This window comes from Polynucleobacter sp. 39-46-10, assembly GCF_002282275.1.
Genome location: NZ_NCJB01000030.1, coordinates 1 through 19,728, shown reverse-complemented (window position 1 = coordinate 19,728; position 19,728 = coordinate 1). Strand labels below are relative to the sequence as shown.

16 protein-coding genes and 1 pseudogene are annotated in these 19,728 nt (G+C 45.2%); 8 read left to right on the top strand and 9 right to left on the bottom strand.

The features are described 5' to 3' along the window. Both B7X71_RS04600 and B7X71_RS04595 read left to right on the top strand, forming a co-directional pair. Nucleotides 1–1,935: EAL domain-containing protein (locus B7X71_RS04600; protein WP_293600265.1), on the top strand; the 1,935-nt coding region annotated here is incomplete at its 5' end. Between the two features lie 376 nt (nt 1,936–2,311). Then, nucleotides 2,312–2,533: a hypothetical protein gene (locus tag B7X71_RS04595; protein WP_293598927.1), complete on the top strand. Its 222-nt coding sequence runs from the start codon at nt 2,312–2,314 to the stop codon at nt 2,531–2,533. A gap of 255 nt (nt 2,534–2,788) precedes the next feature. Here the strand turns inward: B7X71_RS04595 and B7X71_RS04590 are convergent, their stop codons facing one another. Continuing rightward, the gene (locus B7X71_RS04590; protein ID WP_293600264.1) at nt 2,789–4,075 is read right to left on the bottom strand and encodes an IS110 family transposase; all 1,287 of its coding nucleotides are present in this window, start codon (nt 4,073–4,075) and stop codon (nt 2,789–2,791) included. Between the two features lie 81 nt (nt 4,076–4,156). On the opposite strand from B7X71_RS04590, the pseudogene B7X71_RS04585 reads away from it, so the two are divergent. Continuing rightward, a pseudogene (locus B7X71_RS04585) lies at nt 4,157–4,429 on the top strand (transposase); the annotation flags it as partial. Between the two features lie 129 nt (nt 4,430–4,558). Here B7X71_RS04585 and B7X71_RS04580 read toward each other — a convergent pair. From B7X71_RS04580 to B7X71_RS04560, 5 genes are read right to left on the bottom strand one after another with little or no spacing between them, the layout of a single operon-like run. Beyond that, a complete protein-coding gene (locus B7X71_RS04580; protein ID WP_293600263.1) occupies nt 4,559–4,774 on the bottom strand; it encodes a hypothetical protein in 216 nt (71 codons plus the stop codon). Between the two features lie 14 nt (nt 4,775–4,788). Further along, entirely contained in the window at nt 4,789–6,006 is a 1,218-nt protein-coding gene (gene phaZ, locus B7X71_RS04575; protein ID WP_293600262.1) for a polyhydroxyalkanoate depolymerase, read from the bottom strand. Beyond that, nucleotides 6,006–6,344, bottom strand: a complete 339-nt coding sequence (locus B7X71_RS04570; protein ID WP_293600261.1) for a hypothetical protein — start codon at nt 6,342–6,344, stop codon at nt 6,006–6,008. Before B7X71_RS04570 ends, phaZ begins: the two co-directional genes overlap by 1 nt. Continuing rightward, nucleotides 6,335–6,772: a cupin domain-containing protein gene (locus B7X71_RS04565; RefSeq protein ID WP_293600260.1), complete on the bottom strand. Its 438-nt coding sequence runs from the start codon at nt 6,770–6,772 to the stop codon at nt 6,335–6,337. The genes B7X71_RS04570 and B7X71_RS04565 overlap by 10 nt, the downstream gene beginning before the upstream one ends. Nucleotides 6,773–6,774: 2 nt before the next feature. After that, entirely contained in the window at nt 6,775–7,434 is a 660-nt protein-coding gene (locus B7X71_RS04560; RefSeq protein WP_293600259.1) for a glutathione S-transferase family protein, read from the bottom strand. A gap of 172 nt (nt 7,435–7,606) precedes the next feature. Between B7X71_RS04560 and B7X71_RS04555 the strand changes: the two genes are divergently transcribed. The 3 genes from B7X71_RS04555 to B7X71_RS04545 are packed head-to-tail and all read left to right on the top strand — an operon-like array spanning nt 7,607 to nt 14,547. Then, entirely contained in the window at nt 7,607–11,002 is a 3,396-nt protein-coding gene (locus B7X71_RS04555) for a transglutaminase family protein (protein WP_293600258.1), read from the top strand. A gap of 11 nt (nt 11,003–11,013) precedes the next feature. Then, nucleotides 11,014–13,614 (top strand): circularly permuted type 2 ATP-grasp protein, encoded by a 2,601-nt coding sequence (locus tag B7X71_RS04550; RefSeq protein WP_293600257.1) that lies wholly within the window; start codon nt 11,014–11,016, stop codon nt 13,612–13,614. A 9-nt stretch (nt 13,615–13,623) separates the two neighbouring features. After that, nucleotides 13,624–14,547, top strand: coding sequence for a transglutaminase family protein (locus B7X71_RS04545; RefSeq protein WP_293600256.1), 924 nt, complete (start codon nt 13,624–13,626; stop codon nt 14,545–14,547). Here the strand turns inward: B7X71_RS04545 and B7X71_RS04540 are convergent. Next, the gene (locus B7X71_RS04540; RefSeq protein WP_293600255.1) at nt 14,534–14,872 is read right to left on the bottom strand and encodes a P-II family nitrogen regulator; all 339 of its coding nucleotides are present in this window, start codon (nt 14,870–14,872) and stop codon (nt 14,534–14,536) included. The genes B7X71_RS04545 and B7X71_RS04540 overlap by 14 nt on opposite strands. 656 nt (nt 14,873–15,528) lie before the next feature. Between B7X71_RS04540 and B7X71_RS04535 the strand changes: the two genes are divergently transcribed. Beyond that, the gene (locus B7X71_RS04535; protein WP_293600254.1) at nt 15,529–16,353 is read left to right on the top strand and encodes a transglutaminase-like domain-containing protein; all 825 of its coding nucleotides are present in this window, start codon (nt 15,529–15,531) and stop codon (nt 16,351–16,353) included. A 227-nt stretch (nt 16,354–16,580) separates the two neighbouring features. Here B7X71_RS04535 and B7X71_RS04530 read toward each other — a convergent pair whose 3' ends face one another. Then, the gene (locus B7X71_RS04530) at nt 16,581–16,712 is read right to left on the bottom strand and encodes a hypothetical protein (protein ID WP_293600253.1); all 132 of its coding nucleotides are present in this window, start codon (nt 16,710–16,712) and stop codon (nt 16,581–16,583) included. 704 nt (nt 16,713–17,416) lie between these two features. Between B7X71_RS04530 and katG the strand changes: the two genes are divergently transcribed. Further along, nucleotides 17,417–19,567, top strand: coding sequence for a catalase/peroxidase HPI (gene katG, locus B7X71_RS04525; RefSeq protein ID WP_293600252.1), 2,151 nt, complete (start codon nt 17,417–17,419; stop codon nt 19,565–19,567). 94 nt (nt 19,568–19,661) lie between these two features. Here katG and B7X71_RS17870 read toward each other — a convergent pair whose 3' ends face one another. Beyond that, entirely contained in the window at nt 19,662–19,727 is a 66-nt protein-coding gene (locus B7X71_RS17870; protein ID WP_363926692.1) for an IS3 family transposase, read from the bottom strand. Nucleotide 19,728 lies beyond the last annotated feature (1 nt).

Here is a 19,728-nt window from a genome sequence, read left to right as displayed (position 1 = left end):
AAAAAGGCTAACCTACTTAAATCAGGGCATCATGATGAGGAATTTTATTCGTCAATAAAAAAATCTTTACATCAAAATGATGGTTGGCAGGGAAAGATTTGGAATAAGCGAAAAAGTGGCGAGCTGTATCTTGAGTGGTTAATAATTACTGCCGTAAAAGACGGATTTGGGGAAACGACTCATTACGTTGGAACGTTTACTGATATAACTGCTCGATATGCAATGGAAGAAGAGCTTCATATTGCTGCCGTTGCATTTGAGTCGCAAGAGGCGGTTATTGTTAGCGATCCGAATCGAATAATTTTGCGAGTAAACAAAGCGTTTACTTCTATTACCGGGTATACACAGGAAGAGGCTGCTGGAAGGCACCCCGCAGAATTGCTTGAGTCTAAACGTGATGATGACGCTCTAACCAGTGAAATAAATCTTGGCCTTAGGCGGGTCGGATCTTGGCAAGGGGAAATTTGGAATCGTCATAAGGATGGGAGCTTGTATCCTATTTGGATCCAGATTACTGCAGTAAAAAATGAGGCCGATGAAGTTACTCATCATGTATCAACATTTACCGATATGTCTGAACGAAAGCTGTCTGAGGAAAAGATTCATCATTTGGCCTTTTATGACTCCTTAACAAATTTACCAAATCGACGGCTTTTGCTCGATCGTTTGGAGCGGGGGATAGCATCAACTACACGTACCCAGCAGTTCGGAGCGGTCTTATTCCTCGACCTAGATAATTTTAAAAATCTTAATGACACGCTTGGTCACGATGTTGGTGATGAACTTCTCAAGCAGGTTGGTTTGCGGCTATCTTCTTCTGTGCGTGGAAATGACACAGTTGCACGCCTTGGGGGTGATGAGTTTGTAGTGCTTCTCGAGGGGCTCGGCAGAAATCAATCTGATGCTGCCGAATGGGCTGAATCCGTGGGTAGAAAAATTCTGAAATGCTTATCACAGCCCTATCAAATTGGGATATATCCATGCCGGAGCTCGTCTAGCATTGGAATAACAATATTTTCGGGTCATCGAAACGATACCCTTGAAAATATTCTTAAGCAAGCTGATTTGGCAATGTATCAAGCTAAATCTGCAGGTCGAAATACTATGCAATTTTTTGATACGGAAATGCAGTCGACACTTAATGCTAGAGCTGCGTTGGAGTCTGATCTTCGAACTGCATTAGATTTGAATCAGTTCCAGCTGTATTACCAATCTCAAGTAGATGTTGAAGGTAATGTGATTGGGGCGGAGGCTTTGCTAAGGTTGGCTCATCCTGACCGCGGCGTGATTTCTCCGGATAAATTTATTGGCTTGGCAGAGGATACTGGTCTAATTCTTCCAATTGGAAGTTGGGTATTAAATAAGGCATGCGAACAATTAGCCGCTTGGGCTACACACCCTAAATTATGCAATCTCACTCTTTCAGTGAATATAAGTGCACATGAGTTTCATCAAAGTGATTTCATTGAGAAGGTTTTAGAAGCTATTGGGCGAACAAGCGCCAATCCAAATAAGTTAAAACTTGAGCTGACTGAAAGTCTGATGCATGTCAATATAGACGATACGATTGCAAAAATGCTTGAATTAACCTCACATGGCATTACGTTTAGTTTGGATGATTTCGGTACTGGATATTCCTCCCTCTCCTATTTAAAGAACCTCCCTGTTAAGCAATTAAAGATTGATAAATCTTTTGTAAATGAACTTCCCCAGGATCCAAGTTCCTGTGCCATTAGTTGCACAATTATTGGGCTAGCACAAAGCTTGGGAATGAGTGTAATTGCTGAGGGTATAGAGGCTCAAGAGCAGTGCAACTTTTTAATAGAAATGCAATGCAATGCTTTTCAGGGGTACTTATTTAGCCGACCCCTCCCGTTGAGTGAATTTATTTCCTATGTCGGAAGTAGTATAGGCAATATTGATGGTTATGCATGATGATATTTTGCCCTTAAGGGCGGTAGCTCAACTAGCGGTGACCATATGAATTTTCAGATGGATTAGCCTCTGTAGGTCGTTAGCATTCAATACAATCCATTCAATAAAGCAACCTATGGAGATACGTTTTCTACAGGCACTTATTTGGTATCCGATGCTCTGAAATGTCTGTTTTGGGTCGTTAGCTACGAGTGGAATCACAAGCGGGTATGGAGAATTTACAAGGAGATGGGCTTGAACTTGCCCAGAAGAACTAAGAAGCGCATCCCCAAGATGCCGAGAGTTCCGCTCATTGCGCCAACCCAGTCCAATACGATGTGGGCTTTGGACTTTATGTACGATACCTTGCATTACGGAATACCTTTTAGGATTCTAAATGTCATTGTCCCGCGGGATTCCCTCTGGTCATGAATCCAATCGCGAGATCTTGGCTATTGAAATCGATATTAGCCTGCCAGCAGCTAGAGTAGTGCGAACCCTAGAGCAATTGGAAGAGATCCATGGTTTACCTCAGGCGATACGTCTGGACAACGTACTAAATGCAAGAACTTTTTCCAGCGATAGGCAAAGCCATCCCGTAACTGCAAAATGTAGTTAAAAAATCAAACTTACTACTTCACTGGACAACGTACTAAATGCAAGAACTTTTTCCAGCGATAGGCAAAGCCATCCCGTAACTGCAAAATGTAGTTAAAAAATCAAACTTACTACTTCACTCCACCCAAACGGCCACTTCCACAAATACATCAGGGGTCCCGATTAACCATAATGAACACAAGATCCGCCACTTTACGTTTTGGTCTTTACCCTACTTAAAACAATCTGAGGTCCCAGTGGAAGGTCCAAACATTATCTACGAGGTCCTTGCGGCCTCTACGGCCCTACAGAGAGGGATCGATCCACTGGGTAAAGCTTTTTCATAGTAACCTTGATACATCTGTTTTGACTTCACTAATCCGTAAACTACACGCGCCATCTTCGCTGCCACCGCAGTCCTTGCCTTGCGCTGTAAATCTTTATCTTGAGGCGCACTTTTAATATAGCGTAGATATTTTTGCTGGAAACTGTTCTCAGGTTGCTGGATGGCACGGTTGACTGACATCCACAGCGCTAAGCGCAGGCGCGCATTACCCCGTTTGGAGATTTGTTCTTGACCACGGTAGTTTCCTGATTGGTTCTTCGCTAGATCAAACCCGCAATACTTTAAGAACTGACGGTGATGGTCAAAGCGACGTAGATCGCCACCTTCTGCCAGAATCGTTAGGGCATTAATCGGACCAATCCCCGGCACACTTTGCAAGATGGCGGAATCCGGGTTATCGGCCAATACCATTTGAGCCGTCTCTTCTAATTGCTTGCGACAAGCATTGATCTCTTGATAGCGTCGCAGTTGTATTTGAAATGTTTTGCAAGCTAAAGACTCTGCTTCAACGGGCAGTCCAATGCTATGCTGAGCAGTCTTATAGAGCTCAATAAGCTTAGCCGCCTTATTAACCTTACGGCCAACAACAGGACTGGCAATCTCGCAAAACTCTTCTTGAGAGTGCTTCGTTACTGCGCTAGGAATTGGAAACCGTAGTAAATAATTAATCCACCAGTCTGTGCGAGTACTGTTCCACCATTTACCCATCTCCGGAAAATATAAAGGCAGGTAATGAGTGAGGAGGGAATGTTGCAAGCGCGTGCGACTCAAGGTCACTTGATAGTAGGTTTTAGATAACTCCTGGAGATCATGATGTCCTGCAATTAATGGATCAACATAACGTTGAGTAATCCCTTGCTTAAGCAGCTCCAAAAGTACTGCGGCATCCTTGGGGTCATTTTTATCCCAGGAGTTGAACATCACCTCCCGATACCGGGCACTCGCTACCGAGGAAATAAAACAGACTTCAAACCCCGCCGCTACCAAGCGATGCCCTAATGCTCGGTGGTAATTGCCGGTTGCTTCAAAGCCAATGATGCAAGGCGAAGGCAAAGTTCTGAGATAAGAAAGGAGGCGGTCATGGTCAGATGCAGAATTAGCCATCCGAAAATGCTGTCGTTTACCCTCTTTAGTCTCGCTTAACACGGCATTAAAGTCCTTGGCAATATCAATTGCAATCCATGCCCCATAGGGTTTATTGTTTAAGTGGTCAGCCATAGCAATACTCCTTGTTTATGATCTCGCAATCACAAGCATGGCTTAAATTGCTGCGGCTGACTACCATTCTGCATGTACTATGGGCCTGAACTCATCAGCGGCAGACTCATGGAATGGGCAGCAAAGCATCAAATCCACATACAACATATCCAACCAGGTAAACCACAACAAAATGCTTATGTGGAACGATTTAATCGTACTGTCAGATACGAATGGTTATCTCAGCATTATTGGGAAAGCGTGGATGAAGTTCAAGAGTTTGCAACGCAATGGATGTATAAATATAATCATCAACGTCCAAACATGGCATTGGGCGGCATCACCCCGAAACAGCGACTGGCCATGGTTGCTTAATTAACTCTACTTCTGAGCTCGGTTAAATAAGGGGGGATTACCAGCCGACAAAGTGATTGCAATAATTACACAAATTCAAATAAACAGCTAAAAATTTTAAGGTCGGGAAATCGCTTTCATTAATACCCCTTAGGCAGCAATTAAAATATCCCCCATCTCCATCCTTTCCCACCAGATAAATGGCAGTAAATAAACTGGTTCACCGGTATCTCGAAGAATTTCTAATGCGCCATCGTTGGTTTTTTTGGCCTCATATTTCCGAGGATTCAACGGAAAGCGACCTTTATCCGTTCCGTCATTGCCACGCATTCTGGCAATAATATTGCGAGCAATGTAAACGACCATGCTACCCCCTTAATTTAAAGAGCGGATTGAATAAGATTGCGAACTACAGGGTAAATTTGCCCATCCCAGCGTTTGCCATTAAAAACGCCATAGTGGCCAACCCCCGCTTGTAAGTGATGTGACTTCCTATAACCCGGAAGACCGCTGCAAAGATCCTGTGCTGCCAATGTTTGTCCTATGCCACAAATATCGTCACGCTCACCTTCCACAGTTAATAGAAACGTCTTTTTAATTAACCTTGGATTAACTAGCCTACCTTGATAGGTTAGCTTTCCTGTTGCGAGATCACGATCCATGAAAACCTTTTGAATCGTTTCTAAATAGAAAGGTGCCGATAAATCCATGATTGCAAAGTACTCTTCGTAGAAATCATGAATAACATCTGCTTTCTCGTTATCACCATTAACACGATACTCATAAAGCTTTTTAAATGAGTCGGCATGACGCTCTGGATTCATACTCATAAATGCCATCAGCTGTAAAAATCCAGGATAAACGCGACGTTCAACACCGTTAAATTGATCGGGAATAATACCGATCAATTTTTCTTCGAACCACGACATCGGCTTGCTAGTGGCCAACTCATTTACTTTGGTGGGGCTCTGACTCACATCAATTGGGCCGGCCATCAGAATGAGGCTTGCTGGTACACAAGGGTTTTTATCTTCCGACATAATGGCAGTCGCAGCCAAGCAGGCTACTGTTGGCTGACAGACGGCCATCAAATGAGTGCCAGGGCCAATGTATTCCAAGAATTGGATGATGTGCTCTATATAAGAGTCGAAATCAAATTCACCGCAACTCACGGGGATGTCTCGGATATTCAACCAATCGGTGACATACACCTCGTGATCCTTGAGTAGCGTTTTAATTGTGCCGGCAAGTAAAGTTGCAAAGTGTCCAGACATTGGGGCTACCAATAGAATCTTTGGCTGACCCTCTACCCCATCCTTTTTAAACCGCACTAGGTTACAAAAATGGGTGGAATACAAAATTTCCTCAGACACTATCTTGCTTTTACCTAAGGAATCAACCACTTCTTGAATCTTAAAGTCTGGTCTAGTGTGCGTGAAACCCAGTAATGAGATTTGCTCATAATGAGCAGCTAATCGCTGCATGGGATTGAGTGTAAAGCTTCCAAACCAATTATTGGATACACGCTCAGAGGCGCTCGCAAACAAACGAATCGGGTCATGTAAATTTGCAAAGGTTTGATAAGCACGGTACATCATTAAGTCGCCCTGCTTTCTATATGGCGAAATGCTCGCTCGTAATCCTTCAACGAAGGATCGAAAACACGACTTAAGGAAACACTATTAGCAATCATCGCTGCCGTTTGCGCAGAACGCGCAGCAACAATGGAGAGATGCACAAAACCAGCGACATTGAATTCTTTGAGACGATCGGGCGGGTTACCCTCTTCAAGCCCAATTTCGCCAGATTCAATCCTTTGATAGAGCTCACGATAATGCTCTCGCATGGCATCAAGCTCCTGAGCGAGATTCATAATCCGCTGAAACAGCACAGCAAAATCTGAGATCAGCGGACTATTGATTTTGACTACCTCCATGGTGTTACTCCCGGCACTTCTGCAGGACCCACTTCCACTGGTACAGAACCAAAGTCTGCAGGGCCTACGATCTCCATGTATTCCATATCTGGTGAGTAGTCATAGAGGTAATGCACTATTCCAGGCATTTGATGAACTACATCGCCAGCCTCTACCAAGGTTGGTTTATCGCCATACATAAAGCGCGCCCAACCTTTTGTCATCACTACAATCTGGAATTCAGCTACGTGAAAGTGCCAACCTGTACCATTCACTGGCGGCTTATTGGCCTTCACTAAATGAGCAATAACCTTGCCGTTAGTCGCTTTAGCTACACCTAGATCGCGATACAAGAAGAAATCTCGCAACCCTCCTGGAAGAAATTGGGTATCACCCGGCTTTACATGAGAAAACTGAGTATTACTTTTAAATGAGTCAGGTGTTTTCATAATTAAAACTCCACTTCAAGTTCTTCAATGTCATCGGGTTCTTCAATGGCGCCCATCACCCATTCCTTCATCTCCGGCAAGGCCATGATGTGCTCGCAATATTTCTGGCAAGCCTTATCCAGCTCAACGTTGTAAGTCAGGAATCTAGTAACAACTGGCGCAAACATGGCGTCAGCAAGAGTGGGCTCTTTTCCAAATAAAAAAGGTCCACCATAAGTAGAGAGGCAGTCTTGCCAAATTACTAAAACACGATTGATGTCAATCTGTGCCTTTGACCAAACTTTGAAGGAATCAAATTTGGCCTTGATGTTCATTGGTAGTGAAGCCCTAAGTGCAGAAAAACCAGAATGCATCTCGCCACAAATGGAACGACAGTGTGCTCGCGCTACAGGATCTTTTGGAAGCAAGTGCGCTTTAGGATTTAGCTCATTGAGATATTCACCGATTGCCAAGGTATCCCAGACCTTGCAACCATCATGATCTAAGCGAGGAACCAAAATTGATGGTGACAACAGTAATAATTCAGCGCGGTTATCAACATCATCGGGCGCCACCTGGATTTCCGTGAACTTCAAACCAGAAAACTTCATCATGAGCCAGCCACGCAGCGACCATGAGGAGTAATTTTTGCTACTGATTGTCAGGGTGGTTGGCTTGGACATATCAACTTTCGGTAAGGATGCAACTACAACTTATTCCTTTTGCCTGTACTGCAAATAGCTAAATGACCAGTTTTTGACTGGTTCTACCCAATATTGGGCGTAAACCTATTTTTAGCACTATTAGTGTGCACTGTAATAATTGCGCATATTGGTGCACTCATAGACTTTGAACATGTCTATCCACGCCGCCCTACACCACGTCACTGAATATCAATATGACCGACCAGTCAAGCTGGGTCCTCAGGTCATTCGCTTGCGACCAGCCCCGCACTGCCGCAGCCATATTCTTTCCTACTCTCTCAAGGTAGAACCAGAAGGCCACTTCATCAATTGGCAGCAAGATCCATTCTCGAATTACCAAGCACGATTGGTATTTCCAGAGGCCACTAGCAAGTTCAAGGTGACGGTTGATCTTGTTACTGAAATGGCGGTGTACAACCCATTTGATTTCTTTCTTGAGCCAGATGCAGAAAATTTCCCATTTAAGTACAGCGCAGATCTTAAAAAAGAGTTGCGCCCTTATCTAGGAAGAATGCGTAATGCAACATTGAACAAGTACTTCAAGACGATTGATAGAAGCGAAATGCGCACGATTGATTTTCTGGTGAAGATCAATCAAAAAGTTCAAAGTGATATTGGCTACCTCATTCGCATGGAGCCCGGCGTTCAGACACCTGATGAAACTTTAGATTTAAGAAGCGGCTCTTGTCGTGACTCCGCATGGCTGATGGTAAATCTCTTGCGTCTTTGCGGACTCGCAGCAAGATTTGTTTCTGGTTATCTCATTCAATTAAAGCCCGATGTAAAGTCTCTTGACGGCCCGAGCGGCACTGAAGTGGATTTCACGGATCTACATGCTTGGTGCGAGGTATATCTCCCAGGCGCAGGCTGGATCGGGATCGACCCCACCTCTGGCCTGATGGCTGGTGAAGGCCACATTCCCGTAGCTTGCACACCAGAACCATCAGGCGCTGCCCCGATTGAAGGCGGTGTTGACAAGTGCGAAGTTGAGTTTGAACACACAATGGAGGTCACACGTATTTATGAGTCTCCACGTGTCACGAAACCTTATGCGGAAGAGCAGTGGGAAGACATTTTGAAGTTGGGCGAACAAGTTGATAAAGAGCTTGTAGCAGGCGATGTTCGCCTCACAATGGGTGGCGAACCAACCTTTGTATCCGTCAATGGTCGTGATGAACGTGAATGGAATATCGATGCGCTTGGCCCTACGAAACGCGCTTACGCTACCGACCTAGTCGGCAAACTCCGCGCCGAATATGGTGATGGCGGCTTCCTGCACTTTGGTCAAGGCAAATGGTATCCAGGCGAGCAGCTTCCACGCTGGGCTCTATCCATTTACTGGAGGGCCGATGGAACCCCTATTTGGAAAAACCCCAAACTTTTTGCTGATGAGTCACACCCGATCACCTACACAAGCAAGGATGCAGATCGATTTATTCATACGCTTACTAAAAACCTAGGCTTACCAGATCGTTTTATCGAGCCAGCTTATGAGGACACCTTCTACTACCTCTGGCGCGAATCCAAGTTACCAGTCAATGTTGATCCTTTTAAATCCAATCTAGATGACGAGATGGAGCGCACTCGGTTAAAGCGGGTCTTCACTCAAAAGTTGGATTCGGTCATTGGTTATGTATTACCAATTGAAGCAGACAAAGGCCAGGGCTACCTGGATACCAAATGGAAGACTGGTGCGTGGATCTATCGCGATGATCGACTCTTGCTCCTGCCTGGTGACTCGCCAATGGGTTATCGCTTGCCACTAGATTCACTCCCCTGGACTAGCAAAGCAGATTATCCCTATCTCATTGAAGAGGATCCCTTTGCACCAAAGCCACCGCTCGCTTCATTCACACCCATTCAGCAACAGTTCCGCGCATTAGGCAAAGATAACTCGACCCCCCAGACAAGCGTATGGAGCCAGTCGGAAGAAGTTCGCACACCTGCACGCCAAGAATCAGCAGCCTGGATTACTAGAACTGCATTGTGTGTGGAGACGCGTGATCCTATGCGCTCGAACGGACCTGCTGTAGAGAATAAGCATGGAGGTAAGAATGGAGCGCTCTATGTATTTATGCCGCCATTAGCACGCTTAGAGGATTACCTCAATCTAGTACAAGCAGTAGAGGCAACAGCAGAAGAATTGCAATTCCAAATCGTCATAGAGGGCTACCCTCCTCCGCGCGATCCCCGTTTAAAGCTCCTGCAAGTCACTCCAGATCCTGGTGTCATCGAAGTGAATATTCATCCGGCGCATAACTGGAAAGAATTAGTCGAACATACCGAATTTCTCTACAACGCTGCTTTTGAATCCCGTCTATCCGCTGAGAAATTCATGACCGACGGTCGTCATACCGGTACTGGCGGTGGAAATCACTTTGTCATGGGTGGTGCCACCCCAATCGATAGCCCATTTCTACGTCGCCCAGAAGTGCTCGCGAGCTTAATTTTGTATTGGCATAACCACCCAAGCTTGAGCTACCTCTTTAGCGGCATGTTTATTGGCCCTACCAGTCAAGCGCCTCGAGTGGATGAAGCGCGTAACGACCAACTCTATGAACTTGAGATTGCCCTTAAACAAATTCATGAGAATCGTGAAAAGTTTGGGGCCAGCATGCCGCCATGGATTGTGGATCGCACACTCAGAAATATCCTGATTGATGTGACGGGGAATACCCATCGCAGCGAATTCTGCATCGACAAAATGTATTCGCCAGATAGTCAAACCGGACGACTTGGCTTACTTGAACTACGCGCATTTGAAATGCCACCCCATGCCCAGATGAGCATCGTTCAGCAGTTGCTCATTCGAGCATTAATTGCTCGCTTTTGGGATAAGCCGTATTTAGCACCCGCAACTCGTTGGGGTACAGAACTTCATGATCGCTGCCTACTACCTACTTTCATCAAGATGGATTTCGCAGACATCATCGAAGAGATGCAGAGTTTGGGTTATGACTTCAAGGCAGAATGGTTTGCACCTCACCTGGAGTTCCGCTTTCCATTAATTGGGCAAGTTCAAACCATGGGCGCCGAAATTACTCTGCGCAATGCGCTTGAACCTTGGCACGTCATGGGCGAAGAGAATGCTTCAGGTGCAACAGCGCGCTATGTTGACTCGTCGATAGAGCGACTTGAGGTTCGTATTACAGGCCTTAATCAAAGTCGCTACGCCATTACCTGCAATGGGGAGCCTCTACCACTTCAGCCAACTGGTGTTGCAGGAGAATATATTGCAGGTGTACGTTATAAAGCCTGGAATCCACCATCCAGCTTGCATCCTAGTATCGGGGTTCATGCACCACTGACATTTGATGTCATCGATACCTGGATGAAGCGCTCTGTTGGTGGCTGCCAATACCATGTGGCTCACCCAGGCGGCCTCAATTACGACACCTTCCCAATTAATGCCTATGAAGCAGAGAGTCGCCGACTTTCACGCTTCTTCCGTATGGGTCATACGCCGGGAACCATCGAGGGTATTCAGGCAAACATTAATCTTGCCGTCAGCCAAGAATTTCCGTTCACACTAGATATGCGCCGGTGAGACAATAAGTCGTGGAATCCCCTCAAAATAACTCACCCCATAACAAGCCATCACTTGCAGAAGAAGTGGCTCAGCTTGCGCCTACGGCTAAAGACGGGCACTTTGATGAACTACATGAAAGTGCATCAACGCTAGCGGGGCACTGGAAGACTTTTTTTGAACAACTCGAGCCTACTGGCTTGGCGGATTTCGATCAAAAAACGCAGGAACTCAATCGGCAAATTCGAGAGAACGGCATCACTTACAACGTCTATGCAGACGAATATGGGCCACAACGTCCATGGTCAGTAGATTTATTTCCACTCATCATTGATGCCTCTGCATGGCAAGAGATTGAGTCGGGTGTTTTACAAAGAGCGCGCTTACTCGAAGCCATCATGACTGACGTGTATGGGGAGCAGAATTTACTAAAAGAAGGTTGGGTCCCTCCTGCCCTAATACATGGACACCCAGGATACATGCGCTCCATGCGTGGCATCACCCCTAGGGGCAACAAACATCTTCACATCATTGCATTTGATTTAGCGCGTGCGCCAAATGGTAAATGGTCCGTACTCTCGCAACGCACTCAAGCCCCTTCAGGTCTTGGGTATTTACTCGAGAACCGCAATCTCATTGCTCGCCAGTTTTCCAAAGCATATGAATCAATGCAAATCTCACCATTAGCTAATGCCTACCGAGATTTAATTGAATCACTGAAATCTCAAAGCCCTGCAGGGCCAAATGCCCATATCGCCCTACTCACCCCTGGGCCTTATAACGAAACCTACTTTGAACACGCATATCTTGCACGCCACCTAGGCCTCACACTGGTTGAAGGCAGCGACTTAACAGTTCGAGACCAGCACGTTTTTCTGAAAACCGTTCGCGGTCTGGAGCCAGTGCACATTTTACTCAAACGCCTAGATGATGAATTCTTAGACCCTTTAGAGCTTCGAGCTGATTCCACCTTAGGCGTCCCAGGACTACTACAAGCAATCAGAGCAGGCAATGTCATTCTGGCAAATGCACCAGGCTCGGCCTTTCTTGAATCGCCTGCCCTACTTGGATTTTTACCAGGTATTAGCGAGCGTCTCTTAAATGAAGAAATCCAGTTACCCGCTATGGATACATGGTGGTGCGGCGAAAGAGCGGCCTTAGATGCGGCTATTCCACATCTTGAATCCAGTGCGATCAAGCCAACCTACCCCTACACCCCAGGACATGTGAGTTATGAATCTTGTCTAGGGGGTAGCTTAAGCCCATCACAACTGAATGAATGGATTGGCAGAATTACTCGTCAGCCTGAGGATTACACCGTTCAAACCTATATCCCTCTGGCACAAATGCCGGTATGGCTCAACGCATTTAATCTGAACAATGCCTCCTTAATAGAGCCACGCTCTTACATGCTCAGAGTGTTTGCCTTGAGTAATGGCTCCAACAGCTGGCAAGTATTACCCGGAGGATTGGCTCGTATTGCTACTTCAGATTCGGGTATTGCATCAATGCAACGCGGTGGTAGTAGCGCTGATGTCTGGGTTCTGGGTAATCAAGCGCATTATGCAGATGCAGCACAATTACAGCCGCCCGTTAAAACAACGGCTCAAAGAAAACGGCTTGTGACAAGTCGTGCCGCTGAAAATCTATATTGGTTTGGAAGATATACAGAGCGTAGTGAAAATGCCTTGCGCCTAGCGAAACTTTACTTAGAGAGCATCAATAGCGAATACACCCCATCTAAGCAATTATGGGGATGGTTAGAAACACTCTGCGTTCAATATGGTCTTGTGCCCGATGGAGTGCCAAGCAATTTAGATCAAGGTGAAAATCGACATCGTATTTTTGAAAGAACCTTAATTGATTGCCTGAATAAGAATGATCATGCTACCAGTGTCGGCTATAACCTCAATGCAATGAAGCGAACCGCCTCTAACATTCGTGAAAGACTATCTACTGAGCAATGGAGCACCATTAATTACTGTATTGAGAATTTCCAAGCAGGTTGTCATAAGGCAACAGGGCATCAAGACTTCTCACCTTCACTGGCAATTGAGGCACTTAATCGTGCTAACAGCGCCTTAGCCGCTATTACTGGAGCACAAACCGATCGCATGACCCGTGATGATGGATGGCAGTTACTCGCTATTGGTCGACACATTGAACGGCTTTCATTTTTAACCTCAGTGCTCGACTTAGCTGTGACATCCGGATTACTCAATAATCCAAATGCGAATAACTCTGGCTATATGGCCCTACTAGCCCTCTTTGATAGCACCATCACCTTCCACGCTCAACACCAACAAAGTCGGGAGCTAGAGCCCCTTATTGAATTACTAGTCTTAGATGATGAGAATCCACGATCTTTGGCATGGGTGAGTAAAGCTTTGAGGGCAAGGCTTTCAAAGTTGGCCGGCACAGAGCGCAATCAGCCAGACGCGTTGACCAGAAGCGTTACAAGTTTGCAAGATTACACATTAGAAAATTTATGCCTACGAGATGCATCTGGTGCACTCTATAACCTCAGAAATTGCTTTAGTAATTGCTCTTATTCCGCTTGGAGCGCTTCTGATGAGATTAGCGCTCGCTATTTTAATTTGATACATGAAATAGACTACCGAGTCCAAACCTAAATCCCGGCCATGCTTTTAGAAATCATTCATGACACCACCTATCAATACGATCCCAACGTAGAGATTGCGCAACATCTAACTCATCTAAAGCCGACAAACACCGAAACACAATCAATTCTGCAGGCCAACCTATCAATCGAACCACGACCAGCATGGCAAGAAGAACATTGTGATAGTTACGGGAATACTTGTACGTATTTTTCTTTAGAGACGAGGCATAGGTCATTAGTGATTTCTGCGAGATCACAAGTAGAAACTAAAAAATCTCAATTCATTAATTTTGAATCTGCCAAAGTACCCTCTTGGGAGCAGGTCCGGGAGTATTTTCGCTACCACTCGGGAACCCAGTGGGATCCCGCATCCGAATTCTTATTCCCATCTCGGTATGTCATCCCAAGTCCGGAATTTGCAGAATTTGCACGTGCCAACTTTACAAGCAATCGCCCTATTTTGGAATCAGCAGTCGATTTAATGCGGCGCATATATAGCGAATTTCATTACGTTAGCAAAAGTACTGATCTTGATACGCCAGCCGTAGTGGCCCTCAAAAATCGCGAAGGTGTTTGCCAGGATTTTGCTCATATTCTGATTGCTACGATGCGGAGTATTGGACTGCCTGCTAAATACATTAGCGGCTATATTCTTACCAATCCGCCGCCAGGCCAAGCCCGACTGGTTGGAGGGGATGCCTCCCATGCCTGGGCATCGGTATACATCCCATCAGTTGATGAGCAAGGGAAACTTGGTCTCGGGACCTGGTGTGATTTAGACCCCACTAATAATCGCTGGGGCTTCGACTCACCTGGCGAGGACTATGTTCATCTGGCCCATGGCAGAGATTATGGAGATGTATCCCCTATACGCGGAGTTATTCATGGTGGTGCAGATCACATACTCGATGTCGCAGTCACAGTAAGTCCTATAGGGCAGTAGGACCCGACTCTCCGGTTCGAATACGGATTACCTCATTAAGCGAACATACAAAGATCTTTCCGTCACCGATCTTTCCGGTATATGCCGCCTTTGATATCGCTTGCATGGCGTCATCCAATAATTCATCGCTAACAGCCACTTGGATTTTCAACTTCAGCAGAAAATCAATGACGTACTCAGCGCCTCGGTAGAGTTCAGTATGTCCATTTTGGCGACCAAACCCTCGCACATCATATGAGGTCATGCCGTTAATACCGATATGCGCAAGAGCCTCATGAACTTCATCTAATTTAAAAGGCTTAATGATTGCAGTGATTAGTTTCATAGCTAGTCGTCAGAAGTGATTACTGCATTGCACAAGATTTCTTATAAGTTGATTAAACAATTTTTTATGAGGTGGCGAAAAATAATCTGCCCCAAGTAAGTGCATTTAACAGTTAAGAAACAAGCCAAAGTGACTCAAAACTCTAAAAAATAAAGGGGTGATTCATTTGATTTAAGCTGGATCTAATTTGGTGCAGAATTTTAACCAAAGTGTGCAATTGATTGTTTTGCACTGGCTTTTAGAACTTAAGCTACGTCATGCGCATTGAAATTACCAAAGGGCTGATCCTAAGCACCTACTCCACCAGCAAAAATAATCTCTCCGAGATTCTATTTCCTGCTGGGGAGTACTTGGCAAACCTAACCCCAGAGGGGAAAATTGAAGTTCTAAGCTCCGGGGCAAGTAAGGCTCAGTTTTCTTTCTCCCAGTTTAGAGAAAAACTTTCTCTTGGGGAGTTTGTACTTCTAGAGACTTAATTAAAAACTTCTGAATTCATTTGAAGGCTATTGCTTGCTTTTAATACAAGCTTACTAAGCAAAGATAAGCAATACCTATACTTAAATTCCCGTCGCTCAATATGTCCGCCAACAGACAGACTATTGAGCCAGATGTCCTTACAGTAGCTGATTATTTTAAATATTAGTCAATCACGCTATATGAGCAACTCATTTTCTTCGATACCCCTTATCCCAACAATTCGACTCGAGTTCTCCATTCAGCTTAACTATGAAGTTGAACAACCGAATAGTGATTTTATTTTTAGCATCCATGCCGCCAAGACAGACTATCAAATACTGCGTAATGAGTACTTAAATACTAATCAGAATATCGATTTGATCGTGTATGAGAATCCGACTACATACTCTAGGCTGTTGCGCTTGAAAGCAATGCCCGGCTTCTTGAATTTGAACTATGGTGGCATAGTGGATTTAAATCATTTCTCAGCACCCCCCAACCAAATTCATGAATCGCCAGTTGCCGACCTACCGGGATCCTTCATTAGCTTCCTGTACCCTTCCCGCTACTGCCAATCTGATTCTATGCGGGATATTGCGATTAAACAGTTTGGTGGACTTAACCATGGGTATGAGCGAATACAAACAATTTGCAACTGGGTCTGTAACCATGTTCGTTTCCAAGCCAATTCATCCACTGCACATACCACTGCGATTGATACTTACCTCAGTAAAACAGGGGTATGCAGAGATTATGCTCATCTGATGATTGCGCTTTGTCGAGCACTCAGCATTCCAGCTAGATTTGTTACGGGAATTGATTACGGCTCCGATCCTATCCTAGGGCCCACTGATTTTCACGCTTATGTTGAGGTTTATCTTGATGGGCGCTGGTACATATTTGATCCCTCTGGAGTTGCTATTCCAATGGGCTTTTACGTATCTGCACTGGACATGATGCGGCTGATACCGCTATTACATCAATCTTTGGCACTGTTCTTGGATCAGCCCCCATCATCTCCATAAGAGCGATTCCTAACTCCTCGGGAAATTTGGAACTGCCAATACATACGCCTAATGGATTGTCGAGTGATCTTGACTATTGTGAACTTGTAAATTAGCAACTAACCAAAGCCCTTAACTACATCGTGTATTGATGTGATAAGTTGAGTCTGTAGGCGTTAACATAGCTCTTTTAATCCGTTGGTCGCGAGTTCGAATCTCACTCGACCCACCAGTAACACCAAAAGCCTCTAGAGAAATCTAGGGGCTTTTTCTTTTGGGGCTGGATTAAATTCAACGGCAGCTACCTTTATATCAGCAGCATGAACCATAGAACATACAGCCGCTATCGATAAGAGTGCGGCAAATAATATCTTTTTCATATAAAAATCTTAGCTATAAATAGTTAATTTAACAATGCTTCATAATTATTCAGGTGTGTACAGTTTTCTCAAATAAATTTACTGGTAATCCACTCGCCCTTCTATACACCCTTAATTATCTTGGTATTTGCGGAAATGCTTTTTATCACATCAACCCTTAGGGTGTAATGCAATCACACACTCAATCGAACAGTCATTTTTTGGCCTTGTGGACCATTGATTCATATAGGCTATTTAAGAGGCGCAACTTCTTTTAATCGATTGATCGCGAGTCGAATATCGCCCGACCCGCCAAGTATTTCTAAGCCTCGCTCTGTGAGGGTGATTCAGCTCAAAACAATTTGTTCTAGATATTCATTTATTCGATCAATAACATCATCTTAATTAATTAGACAGATTATTCGATAGGGAGCAAGATGATTCCATCGCTACAAATAATACGAAGGGAGTTAAAAATGAAAATCCAAAATCGCTTAGCTGTAATTGCAGAAGGCTTGTACTTCCTTAACCATCGTTATGAAAGCGATTTGGCAACCATTTTGAAGTCAGAGCTCATCAAGGCGGGCAGATCATGAGCATTCTCATCGCATTTATATCCGGTGAATAGATAAATAGGCCATAAGCGTACCAATTACCGCTTTATCAGTTAATCTGAACAAGTCAGGCTAACTAAGCAAACATGATTTACCTACAAGGAGATCTAAATGACATCACAAGGAATGTGCCCAGTTGCTCACGGCGCTAATACCGAATCTAGCAACACCCCTATGGCATGGTGGCCAAAATCACTGAATCTCGACATTCTTCATCAGCAAGATACCAAGACAAATCCAATGGGCCCATCTTTTAACTATCGAAATGAGCTGAATAAGCTCGATGTAAGCGCACTCAAGCTGGATATGAAAGCGCTACTGCTTAATAGCCAAGACTGGTGGCCAGCAGACTGGGGTCACTATGGCGGACTCATGATTCGTATGGCCTGGCACTCTGCTGGTAGCTATCGCATTGCCGATGGTCGCGGTGGAGCTGGTACAGGCAATCAACGCTTTGCCCCATTAAATTCTTGGCCGGATAACGCGAACCTGGACAAAGCCCGTCGCCTCTTGTGGCCCATCAAAAGGAAATATGGCAACAAGGTCAGTTGGGCTGATCTCATGATCTTGGCTGGCACTATCGCTTACGAATCTATGGGACTCAAAACATTTGGATTCTCATTTGGTCGCGAAGATATTTGGCATCCAGAAAAGGATATCTATTGGGGCTCTGAAAAAGAATGGCTCCAAAAAAGTGGCGGTGAGGGCAGTCGCTATTCTGGTGAGCGCGATTTAGCCAATCCGCTTGCTGCTGTCATGATGGGTTTAATTTATGTCAACCCAGAGGGCGTAGACGGCAATCCAGACCCGTTGAAAACTGCTCAAGACATTCGGGTGACTTTTGCTCGCATGGCCATGAATGACGAAGAGACTGTTGCATTGACTGCTGGCGGACACACCGTTGGCAAAGCACACGGCAATGGCAATACAGCCAATCTTGGCCCAGCTCCAGAAGGCGCCCCGATTGACGAGCAAGGACTTGGCTGGTTGAATCACAAGACACGTGGGATTGGCAGGGATACTGTCACTAGCGGAATTGAAGGTGCTTGGACCACAAACCCAACCCAGTGGGATAACGGCTACTTCCACTTACTCCTCAACTATGAATGGAAATTGACTAAGAGCCCAGCGGGCGCTTGGCAATACGAACCAATCAATATCAAAGAAGAAGATAAGCCAGTCGATGTTGAAGATGCCTCTATACGATGCATGCCCATGATGACGGATGCAGACATAGCGATGAAGATGGATCCAGAATATCGCAAGATTTCAGAGAAGTTCCATCAGGATCAGGCGTATTTCTCTGAAACTTTTGCAAGGGCTTGGTTCAAGTTAACCCATCGCGACATGGGGCCTAAGGCAAGATATTTTGGTCCAGATGTTCCCAAAGAAGAATTAATCTGGCAGGATCCCATCCCAGCAGGCTCAAAAGACTACGGTATTGAGGCTGTCAAAACGAAGATCAAAGCTAGTGGCCTATCCATTAGTGATCTTGTGACTACCGCTTGGGATAGCGCCCGTACCTATCGTGGTTCAGATAAACGTGGTGGTGCTAATGGTGCACGCATTCGTTTGGCACCTCAGAAAGACTGGTTAGGAAACGAGCCAGAGCGTTTAGCCAGAGTGCTGTCGATCTACGAGAAAATTGCCAAAGAATCAGGCATTAGCATTGCTGACACTATCGTACTTGGCGGCAATATTGGCATTGAGCAGGCTGCCAGGGCCGGAGGTTTTGACGTTAAAGTGCCATTTACTGCGGGCCGCGGTGATGCAACCCAAGAAATGACAGATATAGAGTCATTTGAAGTTCTTGAGCCATTGGCAGATGGCTTTCGAAATTGGTTGAAAGAACACTACGTTGTCACGCCAGAGGAAATGCTCCTAGACCGTACACAGTTAATGGGACTCACCGCTCAAGAGATGACTGTACTAGTTGGTGGTATGCGTGTTCTTGGTACAAACTATGGTGGAGCTAAGCACGGCGTTCTGACAGAAAGAGAAGGCGTATTAAGCAACGACTTCTTCATCAATCTCACTGATATGAACTACCAGTGGAAACCTACCGGTCGAAATAGCTACGACATTGTTGAGCGCAATACAGGTGATACCAAATGGACTGCCTCTCGAGTTGATTTGGTGTTTGGATCTAACTCTATCCTGCGCGCCTACTCCGAGGTCTACGCACAGGATGACAACAAAGAGAAGTTTGTAAATGATTTTGTCGCCGCTTGGACTAAAGTCATGAATGCTAATTTGTTTTAATCAACGTGGAGCTTGGACAAAGTCAATTTCGCCCAACCCTCCAGTAATACCAAAGCCACCCTCTGAACTGACCCCCAAAAGTTGGACAGTTTAATTAGGTTAGCACGAGGGATTGAGTTCGGTAATTTACCGGGCTCAATCCCTTTAGTTTTTGCTTGATT